15 protein-coding genes are annotated in these 13,750 nt (G+C 72.3%); 10 read left to right on the top strand and 5 right to left on the bottom strand.

What is annotated here, in order from left to right; translation table 11 throughout:
* Positions 1–5: 5 nt before the first annotated feature.
* The 5 genes from ACIB24_RS18620 to ACIB24_RS18640 all read left to right on the top strand — a co-directional run bounded on the left by ACIB24_RS18620 (position 6) and on the right by ACIB24_RS18640 (position 3,886).
* Positions 6–1,607 (top strand): alpha/beta hydrolase, encoded by a 1,602-nt coding sequence (locus tag ACIB24_RS18620; RefSeq protein WP_398283423.1) that lies wholly within the window; start codon positions 6–8, stop codon positions 1,605–1,607.
* Between the two features lie 83 nt (positions 1,608–1,690).
* Entirely contained in the window at positions 1,691–2,527 is an 837-nt protein-coding gene (locus ACIB24_RS18625) for a PIG-L family deacetylase (RefSeq protein ID WP_398283425.1), read from the top strand.
* 95 nt (positions 2,528–2,622) lie between these two features.
* Positions 2,623–3,078 (top strand): SRPBCC domain-containing protein, encoded by a 456-nt coding sequence (locus tag ACIB24_RS18630; RefSeq protein WP_398283427.1) that lies wholly within the window; start codon positions 2,623–2,625, stop codon positions 3,076–3,078.
* Positions 3,075–3,443, top strand: a complete 369-nt coding sequence (locus tag ACIB24_RS18635) for an ArsR/SmtB family transcription factor (protein WP_398283429.1) — start codon at positions 3,075–3,077, stop codon at positions 3,441–3,443. Before ACIB24_RS18630 ends, ACIB24_RS18635 begins: the two co-directional genes overlap by 4 nt.
* Positions 3,440–3,886 carry an SRPBCC domain-containing protein gene (locus ACIB24_RS18640; RefSeq protein ID WP_398283622.1) on the top strand — a complete coding sequence of 149 codons (447 nt, stop codon included), beginning with the start codon at positions 3,440–3,442 and terminating at the stop codon, positions 3,884–3,886. Before ACIB24_RS18635 ends, ACIB24_RS18640 begins: the two co-directional genes overlap by 4 nt.
* 49 nt (positions 3,887–3,935) lie before the next feature.
* Here ACIB24_RS18640 and ACIB24_RS18645 read toward each other — a convergent pair whose 3' ends face one another.
* On the bottom strand, positions 3,936–4,835 hold the full coding sequence (locus tag ACIB24_RS18645) for a LysR family transcriptional regulator (RefSeq protein ID WP_398283431.1): 900 nt from the start codon (positions 4,833–4,835) through the stop codon (positions 3,936–3,938).
* Between the two features lie 73 nt (positions 4,836–4,908).
* On the opposite strand from ACIB24_RS18645, the gene dapA reads away from it, so the two are divergent.
* Positions 4,909–5,838, top strand: coding sequence for a 4-hydroxy-tetrahydrodipicolinate synthase (dapA, locus tag ACIB24_RS18650; RefSeq protein WP_398283433.1), 930 nt, complete (start codon positions 4,909–4,911; stop codon positions 5,836–5,838).
* Positions 5,839–6,007: 169 nt separating this feature from the next.
* Here the strand turns inward: dapA and ACIB24_RS18655 are convergent, their stop codons facing one another.
* The gene (locus tag ACIB24_RS18655; RefSeq protein ID WP_398283435.1) at positions 6,008–6,847 is read right to left on the bottom strand and encodes a DUF4097 family beta strand repeat-containing protein; all 840 of its coding nucleotides are present in this window, start codon (positions 6,845–6,847) and stop codon (positions 6,008–6,010) included.
* Position 6,848: 1 nt separating this feature from the next.
* Complete coding sequence (locus ACIB24_RS18660; protein ID WP_398283437.1) at positions 6,849–7,370, bottom strand: toxin-antitoxin system HicB family antitoxin; 522 nt, start codon at positions 7,368–7,370, stop codon at positions 6,849–6,851.
* Positions 7,371–7,552: 182 nt separating this feature from the next.
* On the opposite strand from ACIB24_RS18660, the gene ACIB24_RS18665 reads away from it, so the two are divergent.
* The 4 genes from ACIB24_RS18665 (at position 7,553) to ACIB24_RS18680 (ending at position 12,379) form a co-directional block, all read left to right on the top strand.
* On the top strand, positions 7,553–9,088 hold the full coding sequence (locus ACIB24_RS18665; RefSeq protein WP_398283439.1) for an oligosaccharide flippase family protein: 1,536 nt from the start codon (positions 7,553–7,555) through the stop codon (positions 9,086–9,088).
* Positions 9,089–9,253: 165 nt separating this feature from the next.
* Positions 9,254–10,441 (top strand): D-alanyl-D-alanine carboxypeptidase family protein, encoded by a 1,188-nt coding sequence (locus ACIB24_RS18670; protein WP_398283441.1) that lies wholly within the window; start codon positions 9,254–9,256, stop codon positions 10,439–10,441.
* A gap of 32 nt (positions 10,442–10,473) precedes the next feature.
* A complete protein-coding gene (locus ACIB24_RS18675; RefSeq protein ID WP_398283442.1) occupies positions 10,474–11,838 on the top strand; it encodes an MFS transporter in 1,365 nt (454 codons plus the stop codon).
* Between the two features lie 190 nt (positions 11,839–12,028).
* Positions 12,029–12,379 carry an RNA polymerase-binding protein RbpA gene (locus tag ACIB24_RS18680; protein WP_398283444.1) on the top strand — a complete coding sequence of 117 codons (351 nt, stop codon included), beginning with the start codon at positions 12,029–12,031 and terminating at the stop codon, positions 12,377–12,379.
* Between the two features lie 69 nt (positions 12,380–12,448).
* Here the strand turns inward: ACIB24_RS18680 and ACIB24_RS18685 are convergent, their stop codons facing one another.
* A complete protein-coding gene (locus ACIB24_RS18685) occupies positions 12,449–12,931 on the bottom strand; it encodes an FxsA family protein (protein ID WP_398283446.1) in 483 nt (160 codons plus the stop codon).
* 29 nt (positions 12,932–12,960) lie between these two features.
* A complete protein-coding gene (locus tag ACIB24_RS18690; RefSeq protein ID WP_398283624.1) occupies positions 12,961–13,737 on the bottom strand; it encodes a polyprenol monophosphomannose synthase in 777 nt (258 codons plus the stop codon).
* Between the last annotated feature and the right edge of the window lie 13 nt (positions 13,738–13,750).

The raw sequence follows: 13,750 nt of genomic DNA on the forward strand, positions 1-13,750 counted from the left end.
TTTTCATGCGCCTACGGATGGCGGCTCCGGCCGCGGTCGGAGCTCTCGCGGTCGGCCTGCTGGTCGCCGCCCCGTCGTCGCCGGCCTCGGCCAGCGGCGGCTCGACCTCCTACGAACCCCCGCCCATCGCCTGGGGGGCCTGCGTCGGTGACCTGGAGGGTTCGAGCGCGGAATGCGGCTACCTCACGGTCCCGCTCGACTACGCCAAGCCCGACGGCACGAAGATCAAGCTCTACGTGTCCCGCAAGAAGCACACCGTCCCGGATGCCGACTACCAGGGCGTCATGCTCGTGAACCCCGGCGGCCCCGGCGGTTCCGGCATCGTCTACTCGTTCCTCGGTGGTTCGGTGCCGAAGAAGGCCGGCGCGGCCTACGACTGGATCGGGTTCGACCCGCGCGGGGTCGGCCTCAGCGAGCCGTCCCTCAGCTGTGACGGGACCTACTTCGGGCTCGACCGGCCGCAGTACATCCCCTACACCAAGAAACTCGAGCAGACCTGGCTCGACCGCTCGGCCGGGTACTCGAAGGACTGCGCGAAGGCCGACGGCGCCGAGATCCTGGGCCACGCCAAGACCGTTGACTCGGTCAACGACATGGACAGCCTGCGCAAGGCGTTGGGCCAGTCCCAGATCAACTTCTACGGGTTCTCCTACGGTTCGTACCTGGGGCAGGTCTACGCCACGTTGCACCCGGCGCAGACCCGCCGGTTCGTGCTCGACGGCGTCGTGGACCCGACCCGGGTCTGGTACCAGGCGAACCTCGACCAGGACGTCGCGTTCGACGCGAACATGGACGTGTACTGGAAGTGGCTGGCGAAGTACGACTCCGTCTACCACCTGGGCACGAGCTGGAAGAAGATCAAGGCCGCGTACTACCTCGAGTACGCGAAGCTGGACCGCAAGGCGATCGACGGCGTCGGGCCCGACGAGCTGAACGACGTCATGCTCTCGGCCGGGTACTACGTCTACGGCTGGGAGGACATCGGCTCGGCCTTCGCCGCGCTGATCAACGAGGGTGACGCGAGCGGCATCAAGGAGATGTACGAGACGCCGCAGGAACCGGGTTCCGACAACGGTTTCGCGATGTACAACGCCACCCAGTGCACCGACGTGAAGTGGCCGCAGTCGTACAGCACCTGGCGCCGGGACAGCTGGGCCACCTTCGCGAAGGCGCCGTTCCTGACCTGGAACAACACCTGGTACAACGCACCCTGCCTGACCTGGCCCGCCAAGGCCGGCACGCCGGTCACCGTGAACGGCTCGAAGGCCCCGCCGATCCTGTTGATCGCCGAGACGAAGGACGCCGCCACGCCGTACTCGGGCGCGTTGAAGGCCCGCTCGCTGTTCCCGAAGTCGGTCCTGATCGAGGGTGTCGGCGGCACGACCCACGCCGGCTCGCTGTCCGGCGTGTCCTGCACCGACGACACGATCGCGGACTACCTGCTGACCGGGAAGCTGCCCGCCCGCAAGGCCGGCGGCGGCTCCGACGTCCAGTGCCCGCCCGTCCCGCAGCCCGACCCGACCGCCGTGACGGCGGCGGAGCAGAAGGCCGCGAGCGGTTCGTCGCGGCTCCTGGCGAAGGCCCGTCAGCGGGTCTTCGTGGGCTGAGCGTTCGAGGGCCGGGCGGGCCGCGTGAACCCGCCCGGCCCCGCAACGGGGGAGCACCCGCCCCGATGGACCAGACTGGGCGCATGACGTTGACGCTCATGGCCGTGCACGCGCACCCCGACGACGAGGTCACCCAGACCGGGGGTGTGCTGGCCAAGGCCGCCGCCCAAGGGCACCGCACGGTGCTGGTGACGTGTACGGACGGGCGCTGCGGCGACGGCCCCGGCGGCGTGAAACCGGGCGACGAGGGCCACGACCCCGAGGCGGTCGTCACCATGCGCATGGCCGAACTCGGGCGCAGCGCAGCCATTCTCGACATCGGGACGGTGGAGACGCTGGGCTACGGCGACTCCGGGATGATGGGCTGGGAGACCAACTCCGCGCCCGGGGCGTTCTGGGGGACGCCGGTCGCCGAGGCCGCCGACCGGCTGGCCGCGCTCATGCGCACCCACCGGCCCGACGTCGTCGTCACCTACGACCCGAACGGTTTCTACGGGCACCCCGACCACATTCAGGCCCACCGCATCACGATGGCGGCGGTCGAGCTGCTCGACGAGCCACCGGCGAAGGTCTACTGGACCACGGCGCCGCGCTCGCAGATGGAGAAGTTCTTCACCCTGATCGCGGAGCTCATGGCCGAGGCCGGCGAGGAGATGCCGGAGCAGAACCCCGACGAGGAGCCGCCGTTCGAGATGGGCGCCCCCGACGAGGAAGTCACCACGTACGTCGACACCACCTCCTTCGCGGCCCGGAAGTTCGAGGCGATGGGCGCCCACGCCAGCCAGGGCGACAACATCATGTTCCTGCGTCTCGGGGTCGAGCGGTTCACCGAGCACATGGGCATCGAGACGTTCATCCGGGTGCGCGACACGACCGGCGCCCCCGTGCCGGAGCAGGACCTGTTCGACGGCCTCGGCTGACGGTTCCGCGGAACCGTTCGCGCAACTATTAGTTGCGCGTCTGGTGGTGAATGCCCTAACCTCACATGCAACCAAACGTTGCAGGAGGTCGGGTCGTGGAGTTCGGCAGCATCGAGCGCGAGATCTTCGTCGAGGCGTCCCCGGAGGTCGTCTTCGACGTGATCAGCAGACCGGAGCACGTGCAGGAGTGGTGGCCCGACGAGGCGCACTACCCCGCGGAGCCCGGGGGAGACGGGTGGGTCCGGTTCGGCGACCCGGAGACGGACGGGAAGCGCGTCCGGCTCACGGTGGCGGACGCCGTCCCGCACCGGCTCTTCTCGTTCCGCTGGACGCACGAGGCGGGAGAGGTCGCGGCCCCGGACAATTCGTACCTGGTCGTGTTCGAACTGGAACCGGCGGACGGCGGCACGTTGCTGCGGATGACCGAGACCGGCTTCCGGGAGCGCGGCTGGGCCGAGGCGAAGGTCGCGGCCGAGCACGCCGACCACACGAGCGGCTGGGACTACTTCCTGGCCCGGCTACCGGTCTACGCCGCGAAGGTCGCGTCATGAGCACGGCCCTCGACGTCGGCCTCGGAGTCGACCTGGACGACGATCTCTGGTCGGCGATCGGCGACCCGACCCGGCGGCGCATGGTGGACCTGATGCTCGCCGACGGCGGCGGCACCGCCACGACGCTGGCCCAGCGGCTGCCCGTCACGCGGCAGGCGGTCGCCAAGCACCTCGCCGTGCTGGACCGGGTCGGCCTCGTGCACGGCACCCCCGAGGGGCGCGAGCGGAGGTACCGGGTGGATGACGAGCAGCTGGCCCGGGCGGTCGCGCAGCTGACTGCGGTCGGTTCGGCGTGGGACGCCCGCCTGCAGCGGATCAAGCGACTCGCGGAGCGGATCGAGAAGGCGACGAAGGAGACGAACTGATGGACATCCTGCACCGGATCGGCATCGAGAACAGCTCACCGACAACGGTTTACGACGCCCTGACCACCGTCGACGGCTTGGCCGGCTGGTGGACCGAGGACACCTCAGGGCAGGCGGGGGAGGGCGGCACCGTCGCGTTCCGGTTCCCGCCCGTGGGCGGCTTCGACATGGAGGTTCTGGCGGCGAAGCCCGGGGAGCGGGTGGAGTGGCGCCTCGTGGACGGCCCGGAGGAGTGGGTCGGGACGACGATCGACTGGCAGCTGCGCCAGGACGGCGACTGGACGATCGTCCTGTTCGGGCATCGCGGCTGGCGTGAGCCCGTCGAGTTCATGCACCACTGCAGCTCCAAGTGGGGCTCGTTCCTGATGAGCCTGAAGTCGATGGTCGAGACCGGCACCGGACACCCCGCACCGCACGACGTCCAGATCAGCGACTGGCACTAGGCGCGGCCGCCGGAGGAGCCCACCACAGGCCCTCTTGTCATAATGTCGATTATCGGCTCAGTGCTGCCACCAGCGCCTGGATCGCCGGGCTGGTGTCAGCGCTGCGCCGCCAGGCGGCGTGCACCTCGCGGGACGGCGGGCGCAGCAGCGGCCGGACGACGAGCCCGGGCGGCACCGGCGGGCGGGCCAGCCGCGGGATCAGCGCGATGACGCCGCCGGCGGCCACCAGGGACAGTTGCGTGGCGAAGTCGTCGACCAGGTGCCGGACGTCCGGCTCCTCGGACGCCTGCGCGAACAGTCGCCGGAACCATTGGTGGCACACGGTGCCGGGCGGTGACGTGACCCAGGCCTGGCCGGTCAGGTCCTCGACGGTCAGCGGGCGGTCCGGCCCGGACAGCTGCGCCAGCGGATGACCCTGCGGCATCACGACGTCGCCCGTGTCGGTGTGCACGTGCCGGCGCCGCAGCGACGCCGACATCGGCGCCGGCAACCCGTCGGCATCGTGCACCAGCGCCAGGTCCGCGGTCCCGGCGTCCACGCTGTACAGCGCCTGGTCCGGGTCCTGCTCGGTGACCTGGAGCGCCAGTTCCGGACAATTCCGGCCCAGTTCCGTCAGGGCCGGGGCCACCAGTCCCCTGATGCCCGTGGAGAACGCGACGACCCGCACGACACCCCGCGGCTCGCCGTCGGCCACCGACTGGGCCGCCTCGGCGCAGCGTTCGAGGGCCTGGAACACCTCGGGTGCGGAGTCGACGACGGCCTGACCGGCCGGCGTGAGCACCACTCCCCGACCGGCGGGCGCCAGAACGGGCACCCCGACCTGCTTCTCGAGCCGTTTGATCTGCTGCGACACCGCCGAGGCCGTGAATCCGAGTTCCTCGGCCGCCCGGGCCAGGGTGCCCAGCGCGGCCACTGATCGGAGGGCCTGCAGCGCCGCCACATCAATCATGAAGCAATGCTACGCATTACCAGCAAGAAAGCGTCGCTGGACCAAGGCAATCACCGGATAGCAGGATCGTCCCATGACCGACGTGCGCACCCCTGCAGATCTCTTCGGCCGCAACGTGGTCGCCATGGTGACCCCGATGGAGGCCGACGGATCGGTCAGCGAACCCGGCGTCCTGGCGCTCGTCGACCACCTGCTGAGCACCGGCGTGGACGGCCTGGTGGTGGCCGGGACGACGGGCGAGGCGCCGACCCTGTCGGACGAGGAGACCGCCCGGTTGATCAGGACGGTCGTCGACCGGGCGGCCGGGCGGGTCCGCGTGATCGCCGGGGTCGGCACCTACGACACCGCGCACACCGTGCACCGGGCCCGGGCCGCCGAGGCGGCCGGCGCGGACGCGCTGCTGCTGGTCACGCCGTACTACTCGAAGCCCACGCAGGCGGGCGTCGTCGCGCACTGCCGGGTGGTCGCCGACGCGACGCACCTGCCGGTCATGCTCTACGACATCCCGGGCCGTTCGGGCCTCGCCCTCACGGCCGCCACGCTCACGGAGCTGGCCGGGCACCCGAACATCCGCGCCGTGAAGGACGCCAAGGGCGACCTGTTCGAGGCGCTCACGCTGATGAGCAGCACGCCGCTGGCCTACTACTGCGGCATCGACGAGCTGAACCTGCCCTACCTGGCCGCCGGGGCGACCGGGCTGGTCAGCGTGGTCGGCAACGTCGCCGCCGAGCGCAACCGCCGGCTCATCGCGGCCGTCGACGCCGGTGACCTGGCCGCGGCCCGCGAGATCAACGCCGGGCTGATCGCCGTCACGGACGCACTGATGCGCACCTCCGGAGGCGCGGTGATGGCCAAGACGGCGCTGGCCCACCTCGGCGTCATCCCGACCCCGGCCGTGCGACTCCCCCTGGTCGAGCCCGAGACCGCGCACCGCGAGCAGGTCACCGCGGCCCTGGACGGCCTGGACGTCGACCTGCGGGTGGGCGAACTCTCAGCCCGTTGAGGGGTTCTCGGAGACCGACCCGGAGACGGACCCGGAGGCCGACGGGGAAGGCCCGCGGTCGTCGTCCGGCCGCGGACCTTCGACCTCCTGCGGGGAGGGCCGCGCCACGAGCACGGCCAGAAGGATTGGCAGCCGGTTCGCGCCGAGCATCGCCGCCACGGTCGCCGCCCTACGCCCGCCGGACGACGACGTCGCCGAACCCGGTCCGCGCCTGCACCTGCACCACCCGGTCCGAGCCGTCCGGCCCGGACACCTCGTCGAGCGCGTTGCGCAGCCGGCCGAAACCGGTGTGCACGTCGAGACTCGCGGCCGTCCCGGCGACCAGCCCGAACTCGATGTCGCCCTTGCCGGTCTTCAGCGAGGCGTGCCCGTGCGACAGCCCACCGACCCGCACGGCCCCGAAGCCGCTGCTGGCGGTGACGCTCCCCCGGACCGACCCGGCCACGATGTCGCCGTACCCGCTGGCCGCCCGCAGGTCGCCGCCGACGTCACCGACCTGACTGTCGCCGGCCCCCGTCTTCACGACCACGTTGCCCGTGACCGGGCCCAGCTGGACGCGGCCGTTGCCGGACCGCACGGTCGCGTCCCCGGTCACCGACCGGACCTCGACGAGCCCGTTGCCGGTCAGCGCGTCGAGCGCGCCGACGTCCTCGAGCCGGATGTCACCCGAGCCGGACCGGACCCGGCACTCGCCGAGCCGGCCGACCGTGCGGATGGGCCCGACCTGGGACTCGGCGCTGAGCCGGGAGCCGGTCGGGACCTGGATGATCACCTCGACCGACCCGGGCCGGCCGAAGAGGCCGCGCGCCTTCGGGCCCCGGACGGTTATCCGCCCGCCGACGAAGGCCACCGTCGTCTGCTCGGCGGCCCGGCGGTCGCCGTCCCGCCCCGGATCGCTCGGCAGCACCTCGACCGTGCTCTCGGCCGCGTCGGTCGCGGTCACGCTGACCGTGGCCACGCCCAGCTCGAGCGAGGCCAGCACCGGGCTCGGTGTCGTGTACGTCGGCATCTCAGCGCACCCACCCTCGGTAGACCTGGCTCCCCCACTCGGTACCCCCCGGCCGGCGGCCGCGCTGGTGGCCGCGCACCCGGCCGTCGAGCGCCGACGCCGCGGCCCGCACCAGCCAGGCGTTCACGGACAGCCCCGCCTGGCCGGCGGCCACCTCGATCTGCGCCTTCAACTGCTCCCCCAGGCGCAGGTTGATCCGGGCACTGGCCGCCTCGTCGGCGACCGGTTCCGCGGGAGCGGGCGGGACGTCGTCCCCCGGCTCCTCCTCCCCCACCGCCGCGGGTGGCGGGACGACGACGAACCCGGGCTCCCGGCCGCGCAGGCGCAGCTCCACCGACCCCGGGGCCAGGTCGCTGCTGATCTCGGCCGCCGCGTCGGACAGGGCGCCGAGCAGCGCGAGCCGCAGCGACGACTCCAATGGCGCCACCAGACGTTCGGCCAGCGCCCGCTGCTCCTCCCCCGCGGCCTCGGCGACCGCGACGAGGTCGGAGCGCAGGCTCTCGATGTACTCGTCAAGCTGCATGGCGCCATAGTGGCACCATAATGGCACCAAAGCAACACCCCAAGCGATGCCACGGTGGCGTGGGGCCGTCCCGGTCGACACCGGCCGAGTGCCACACAGGGTGGAGCGCACCGCCTCTAGGCTGCGCAGGTGCGGCCGGGACGAGCGGGACGAGCGGGACGAGCGGAACCACGGGGGCGGGGGTGAGCCGTCGGGCCACCGTCCGCGCCGGCGCCTTCTCCCTGCTCGGTCTCGTCGTCACGGCGGCGGTCGGATTCCTGCTCAGCCTGATCGTCGCCCGGGGTCTCGGCGCGGCCGGCGCCGGGGCGTTCTACCAGGCCGTGGCCCTGGGCACGCTGCTGCTCTACCTGACCGTGTTCGGCGCCGACACCGGCCTGCTGCGCGGGGTCGCCGCCCGGCTCGCCACGAGCCGCACGGCGCAGGTCGCGGGCCAGCTGCGGGTCGGGCTGCTGCCCCCGACCGCGGCCGCCACGCTGGCCGGGGCCGTCCTGTTCGCCGCCGCCGGGCCCGTGGCGGAGCGGCTGTTCGACGGGGTGGACGACCGCGCGTCGACGGGACCGGCCCTGGTCCGGCTCGTCGCCGTCAGCCTGCCCTTCTTCGTGCTCGGCTTCACCGTGCTGCACGGTGCGGTCAGGGGTTTCGGCTCGCTCGCTCCCCTGGTCTGGACCTGGCAGGTCGGGATGGCGCTCGCCCGGCTGGCGGTCGTCGCGGTGGCCGCCCTCGGCTTCGGTTCCCTGACCTGGGCCGTCCTCGGCTGGGCGGCCCCCGCGGTGCCGGTCGCCCTGGTGGCGCTGGTCGCCCTGGGACGACGGCTGCGCGCCGCCGAGCGGTCGGCGGGGGTCGGGCGCGCCGACCGGGTCGCGGAACCCGTTGCCGCACGCGAATTCTGGTCGTTCGCGGCGCCCCGTGGAGCGGCGTCCCTGTTCGAGATCGGGATCACCTGGACCGACGTCCTGCTGCTCGGGCTGCTGCGACCCAGCGCCGACGTCGGCGTCTACGCGGTGCTCTCCCGGTTCGTCACCACCGGCACCCTGGCCGTGCAGGCCGGCCGGACCGCCATCTCGGCCCGGCTGGCCGACGCCTTCGCCCGGGGCGACCGGTCGGCCGTGGCCGAGCTGTACGGCACGGCGGGCACGCTCGTGACGATGCTGTCCTGGCCGATCTATCTGTCGCTGGCCGTCTTCGCGCGGCCGCTGCTGGAGATCTTCGGGCCGGGCTTCGGCCGGGGGGCGAGCGCCCTGTCGATCATCTCGGTGGCGGCGCTGTACCTGACCGCGTTCGGCAACGTGTCCGCGGTCCTGCTGATGGGCGGGCGGTCACGTTGGACGGCGGTGAACACCGCCACCGCCCTGGTCGTCAACGTCGGCCTCAACCTGGTGCTGATCCCGACCCACGGCATCGTCGGGGCCGCCGTGGCCTGGGCCGCGGCCATGGCGGTCGACACGACGATGGGCTGGGTCCAGGTCCGGTTCCTGCTGGGCCTGCGGGTGGCCCGCGGCCCGTTCCTCGCCGTCGCCGGACTGGCCCTGCTCGTGTTCGGCGCGGGCGGGTTGCTGGTCCGGCACCTGGTCACCGGCTCGCCCGCCGAACTGGGGACGCTCGTCCTGCTGGGCGGGTTCTACCTCGCCGCGCTGTGGCCGCTGCGCGAGCGACTGGGCCTGGACGAGGAAACGGCCGGATCCACACGGGGTCACCCGCCGTCCGGGCGCGCGACCTGACCGGAGCCGACCGATCCGACACGTCCTACATACCGGACGGGCGTCGTCCCGCTGTGTGTCCGCTGTGCGAAAAGGCTGCTCCGACCGAGGGAATCTCGCCGTCCCCGGCGTGCGTCACCCGTCGGGGGCGTGATGAGGAGGGCCGGTTCGGCCGACTAGGTGGTGGTGACCCACCCCCTCCGCTCGCTGACCCGGGCGGCCCTCGTAGCCGTTGCCGTGGCCGGCCTCCTGGCCCCCACCGGGGCCGCCCGGGCCGCCGAGCGGGAGCCGACGACCGCCCAGGTGCAGGCCGAGCAGTCGTCCGTCGCCGCGCTCGAGGCGCAGGCCCGCGAGGCCGCCGACGCCCAGGACGACGCGGAGGCCGAGCTCGAGGCCGCGGCGCTGGTCGCCGCCGACCGGTTGGAGGCCTACAGCCTCGCGGTCAAGGCGCAGCAGCAGGCGACGCAGGCGGCCGACGACGCCCAGGACCAGCTCACGGCGGCCCACAACGTGGTCACGCAGCAGCGCGCACGGCTCGGGGCGTGGGTCCGGGTGACCTACCAGCAGGGCCTGGGCATCAGTGGGGACCCGACCGTCACCGCCATCCTCACCTCCCGCTACGCCGACGCCGGTGCCACCGTGGGCGTCCTGCGCTACCTCGGCAACGAGCGGAGCGCGGCGCTGAGGGCGGTCGAGGTCGCCGAGGCGCATCAGGAACGGCTGACGGAGCAGGCCGCCGACCTCGCCCAGGCCGCCTCCGAGACCGCGATCAAGGCCGGCCGGGCCAAGGACGAGGCGGACGCCGCCATGGACCGGCAGCGCTCGCTGCTGGCCGCGGCCGACTCGGCGTCCACGAAGTCCGCGCAACGACTGCTGAGCGCCCGGCAGAGCGACGCGCTGAGCGGCGGCGTCGGGACCTCGGTCGGTGGGAAACCGGTGACCGGGAAGACGGGCAGTTGCAAGGGCGGCCAGATGGAGCTGTACGCCAACGGGAAGATCCCGCTGTCGGCGCTCTGCCCGTTGTGGGCGAACGGCAACCACTACCTGCGGGCCGACGCGGCCTACGGGTTCAACCGGCTCAGCAAGGCCTATCTGCAGGCCTTCGGCGCGGCTCCCTGCATCACCGACTCCTACCGCTCCTACGCCTCCCAGGTCCGGCTGGCCAAGACCAAGCCGACGCTGGCCGCCAAACCCGGGACCAGCAACCACGGCTGGGGCACCGCGCTCGACCTGTGCGGGGGGATCAACTCCTACGGCACCAAGCAATACCGGTGGATGCTCGTCAACGCGCCGCTCTACGGCTGGTTCCACCCGTCGTGGGCGCGCCAGGGTGGCGGCCGCGAGGAACCGTGGCACTGGGAGTTCGGCGGCTAGTTCCCCGGCCGGCGGTCCTCCATGATGTGCTCGTGAGCACAGCGGAGACTCGGGCCGACGTCCGGGAACGGCGGGCCTGGTACGTCTACGACTGGGCCAACTCGGCCTACGTCACCACCGTCGCGACGGTGCTCTTCCTGCCCTACCTCACGGTGGTGGCCAAGCGCGCCGCGTGCCCCGGACGGGACACCGACCTGGCCTGCCCGGTCGACCTGCACGTCCTCGGCATCCCGGTCAGCCCGGGTTCGGTGGCGCTCTACGCGATCACCGCGGCCACCCTCATCTCCGCGGTGTTCCTGCCCGTCGTCGGGGCGTTCGCCGACCGCTCCGACCGCAAGCGCGTCATCCTGGCCCGGCTGGCCTGGACCGGCGCGGCGTCGGCCTCGGCGATGGTGCTGGTCAGCGGCACGAACTGGCAGCTGGGCGTCGTCCTGCTGATCCTGTCCCAGTTCAGTCTGGCCTCCTCACTGGTCGTCTACGACGCGATCCTCTGCGACATAGCACCGCTCGAGCAGCGGGACGCCGTCAGCAGCCGGGGCTGGGCCGCGGGCTACCTGGGCGGGGGGCTGCTGCTGGCGATCAACCTCGGCGTGGTCACCGCCCACGACTCGCTCGGCCTGAGCACCGAGGCGGCGGTCCGGATCAGCCTGCTGTCGGCCGGCCTGTGGTGGGGGTTGTTCACGCTGGTCCCGTACTTCGGGCTGCGGGACCGGCCGGCCGTGCACCGGGTCTCCGACGACCCCGCGGACCGTTCCCCCGCCACCCTGACCCAGCTGCTGCACACCCTGCGTGAGCTGCGCCGCTACCCGCAGGCCTGGCTGTTCCTGCTGGCCTACCTGTTCTTCAACGACGGCATCCAGACGGTGATCTACGCCTCGAGCATCTTCGGCCAGGAACAGCTCGGGTTCGAGAGCAACCAGCTCATCGTGGCCATCCTGCTGGTCCAGTTCGTGGCCTTCTTCGGCGCGCTGATCTTCGGCTGGGTGGCCCGCGGCGCGGGCCCGAAGAACACGATCCTCGGCGGGCTGGTGCTGTGGTGCGTCGTCGTGGGCATCGGCTACTTCCTGCCCGAGCACCGGTTCGGGCTGTTCCTGCTCCTGGCCGTCCTCATCGGGATCGTGCTGGGCGGGACGCAGGCGCTGGCCCGGTCGCTGTTCAGCCGGTTGCTCCCCCACGGCCGGGAGGCGGAGTACTTCAGCCTCTACCAGTGCTGCGAGCGCGGGACCAGCTGGCTCGGCACGCTGATCTTCGGGCTGGTCTACCAGCTGACCGGCTCTTACCGGGACGCGATCATCGCCCTGGTCGCGTTCTTCCTGGTGGGCGGCGCCCTGCTGACCAGGGTCGACGTCGAACAGGGCATCGCCGACGCGGCCCAGGAGGAGCCTCTCGCAGCCTGAGGCACCCAGGCTTCTCCCAGCTGCCGGTCGGGTGGGACACACCCTCGGCGAGCACTCTGGGCCTCATGAGACATCCCATGACCAGATCTGATCTGGAAATAGCGGAACAAGGTCGCCCCAGGCGACGTTGTCACCCAGCGGAGTCAACTGACATACGTAGGTCGACCGACGTACGCGAAGGGATGCCGTCATGAGCGAGCGGAGCATGCGGGGGACGCGGCTGGGATCCTCGAGCCTGGAGTCCGAGACCGGGATCCAGATGGCCGAACGTCAGGACATCACCTACCACTGCCCCAACGGGCACGTGATCGTGGTGCCGATGTCGATCGAGGCCGACGTACCGGCGCTGTGGGAGTGCCGGTGCGGCGAGACCGCCCTGCGCGAGGACACCGACCGGCCGGAGCCCAAGGCCACCAAGCCGGCCCGGACGCACTGGGACATGTTGATGGAGCGCCGGACCACCGCCGAACTGCAGCTGCTGCTCGACGAGCGGCTGGAGCTGCTGCGTTCCGGGCGGCTGAACGGCCGCCGCTCCGCCTGAACGCAGTAGGCGAGCGCGGTTACCCGTCCTCGAGGCCGGCCCCCACCGGGGGCCGGCCTCGACGCGTCGTCAGCGGTCGTCGTCCACGATCTCGCCCCGGACCACCGGACCCGACGCCGGACCCGCGCCCGGCCCGCCCATCGGCCCGCCCATCGGCCCGCCCATCGGCCCGCCCATCGGCCCGCCCATCGGCCCGGTCATCAGGGCCATCCGCTCGACCAGCCGCTCCAGCGGCCGCCGCACCAGTGACCGGGTCGGCGGGAACAGGACGGCCAGCGCCAGCACGTCGCTGACGAAGCCCGGGAAGATCAGCAGCACGCCCGCCAGCAGGATGAGCGCCGCGTCGGCGGCCTCCCGGGACGGCGTCAGCCCCTCCGCGGCCCGCCGGCGCACCCGCGACCAGGCGTTGGCCCCGGCCCGCCGGACCACGGCCACGCCGAGCACGACGCCGAGCGCCAGGGCCAACAGCGTCAGGCCGGGGCCGATCAGGCGGCCCACCTCGAGGATCCCGGCCAGCTCGACCACCGGAACCAGCAGCAGCCCGGCGAGCACCCGTCGTCCCCGCCGGCCGCGCCGGGCGGTCAGCCTTTCCGGCGGACCAGCCCACTCACCTGCTGGGCCCGGCGTGCCGCGCCCCACACGGTCACCCGCCACAGCGCCTCCATGATGATCGCCCGGCTCATCTTGCTGGAGCCGTGTTCCCGTTCAACGAACGTGATGGGCACTTCGTCCACGCGTAACCCGGCCTGGATCGCGCGGAAGGCCAGGTCGACCTGGAAGCAGTAACCCTGCGACGAGACTTCCTGCAGGCCGAGCTTCTCCAGCGCGCTGGCCCGGAAGGCCCGGTAGCCGCCGGTCGCGTCGTGCACGCCGATACCCATCGCGATCCGGGCGTACGTGTTGGCGCCGCGGCTGAGGAACTCACGGGACTTGGGCCAGTTCACGACCGAGCCGCCCGGCACGTACCGCGACCCGAGCACCAGGTCGGCGCCGGCGCCGATCGCGGCCAGCAGGTCGGGCAGCTGCTCCGGGGGGTGGGAACCGTCGGCGTCCATCTCGACCAGGACGTCGTACCCACGCGACAGGCCCCAGGCGAACCCGGCCAGGTAGGCGGCCCCGAGGCCCTGCTTGCCGGGCCGGTGCAGCACGTGGACCTGCTGGTCGTCGGCCGCCAGCTCGTCGGCCAGGGCTCCGGTCCCGTCGGGGCTGTTGTCGTCGGCGACCAGGATGTCGGCCGCGGGGACGGCGGCCCGCACCCGGCCGATGATGATCGGCAGGCTCTCGAGCTCGTTGTAGGTCGGGACGACCACGAGCACCCGGCCCACTGTCGGCTGCCCGTCGCTCATACCGTCGTCCAGACCCCTCCGTCAT

Source organism: Spongisporangium articulatum, assembly GCF_044465595.1.
In the GTDB taxonomy this organism is placed as follows: domain Bacteria; phylum Actinomycetota; class Actinomycetes; order Actinomycetales; family Kineosporiaceae; genus Spongisporangium; species Spongisporangium articulatum.

Bases quoted from the DNA above. Each gene is read 5' to 3' on its own strand.
- ACIB24_RS18620 (WP_398283423.1), top strand. From the start codon at position 6: ATGCGCCTACGGATGGCGGCTCCGGCCGCGGTCGGAGCTCTCGCGGTC.
- ACIB24_RS18625 (WP_398283425.1), top strand. From the start codon at position 1,691: ATGACGTTGACGCTCATGGCCGTGCACGCGCACCCCGACGACGAGGTC.
- ACIB24_RS18635 (WP_398283429.1), top strand. From the start codon at position 3,075: ATGAGCACGGCCCTCGACGTCGGCCTCGGAGTCGACCTGGACGACGAT.
- ACIB24_RS18645 (WP_398283431.1), bottom strand. From the start codon at position 4,835: ATGATTGATGTGGCGGCGCTGCAGGCCCTCCGATCAGTGGCCGCGCTG.
- dapA (WP_398283433.1), top strand. From the start codon at position 4,909: ATGACCGACGTGCGCACCCCTGCAGATCTCTTCGGCCGCAACGTGGTC.
- ACIB24_RS18655 (WP_398283435.1), bottom strand. From the start codon at position 6,847: ATGCCGACGTACACGACACCGAGCCCGGTGCTGGCCTCGCTCGAGCTG.
- ACIB24_RS18660 (WP_398283437.1), bottom strand. From the start codon at position 7,370: ATGCAGCTTGACGAGTACATCGAGAGCCTGCGCTCCGACCTCGTCGCG.
- ACIB24_RS18680 (WP_398283444.1), top strand. From the start codon at position 12,029: ATGAGCGAGCGGAGCATGCGGGGGACGCGGCTGGGATCCTCGAGCCTG.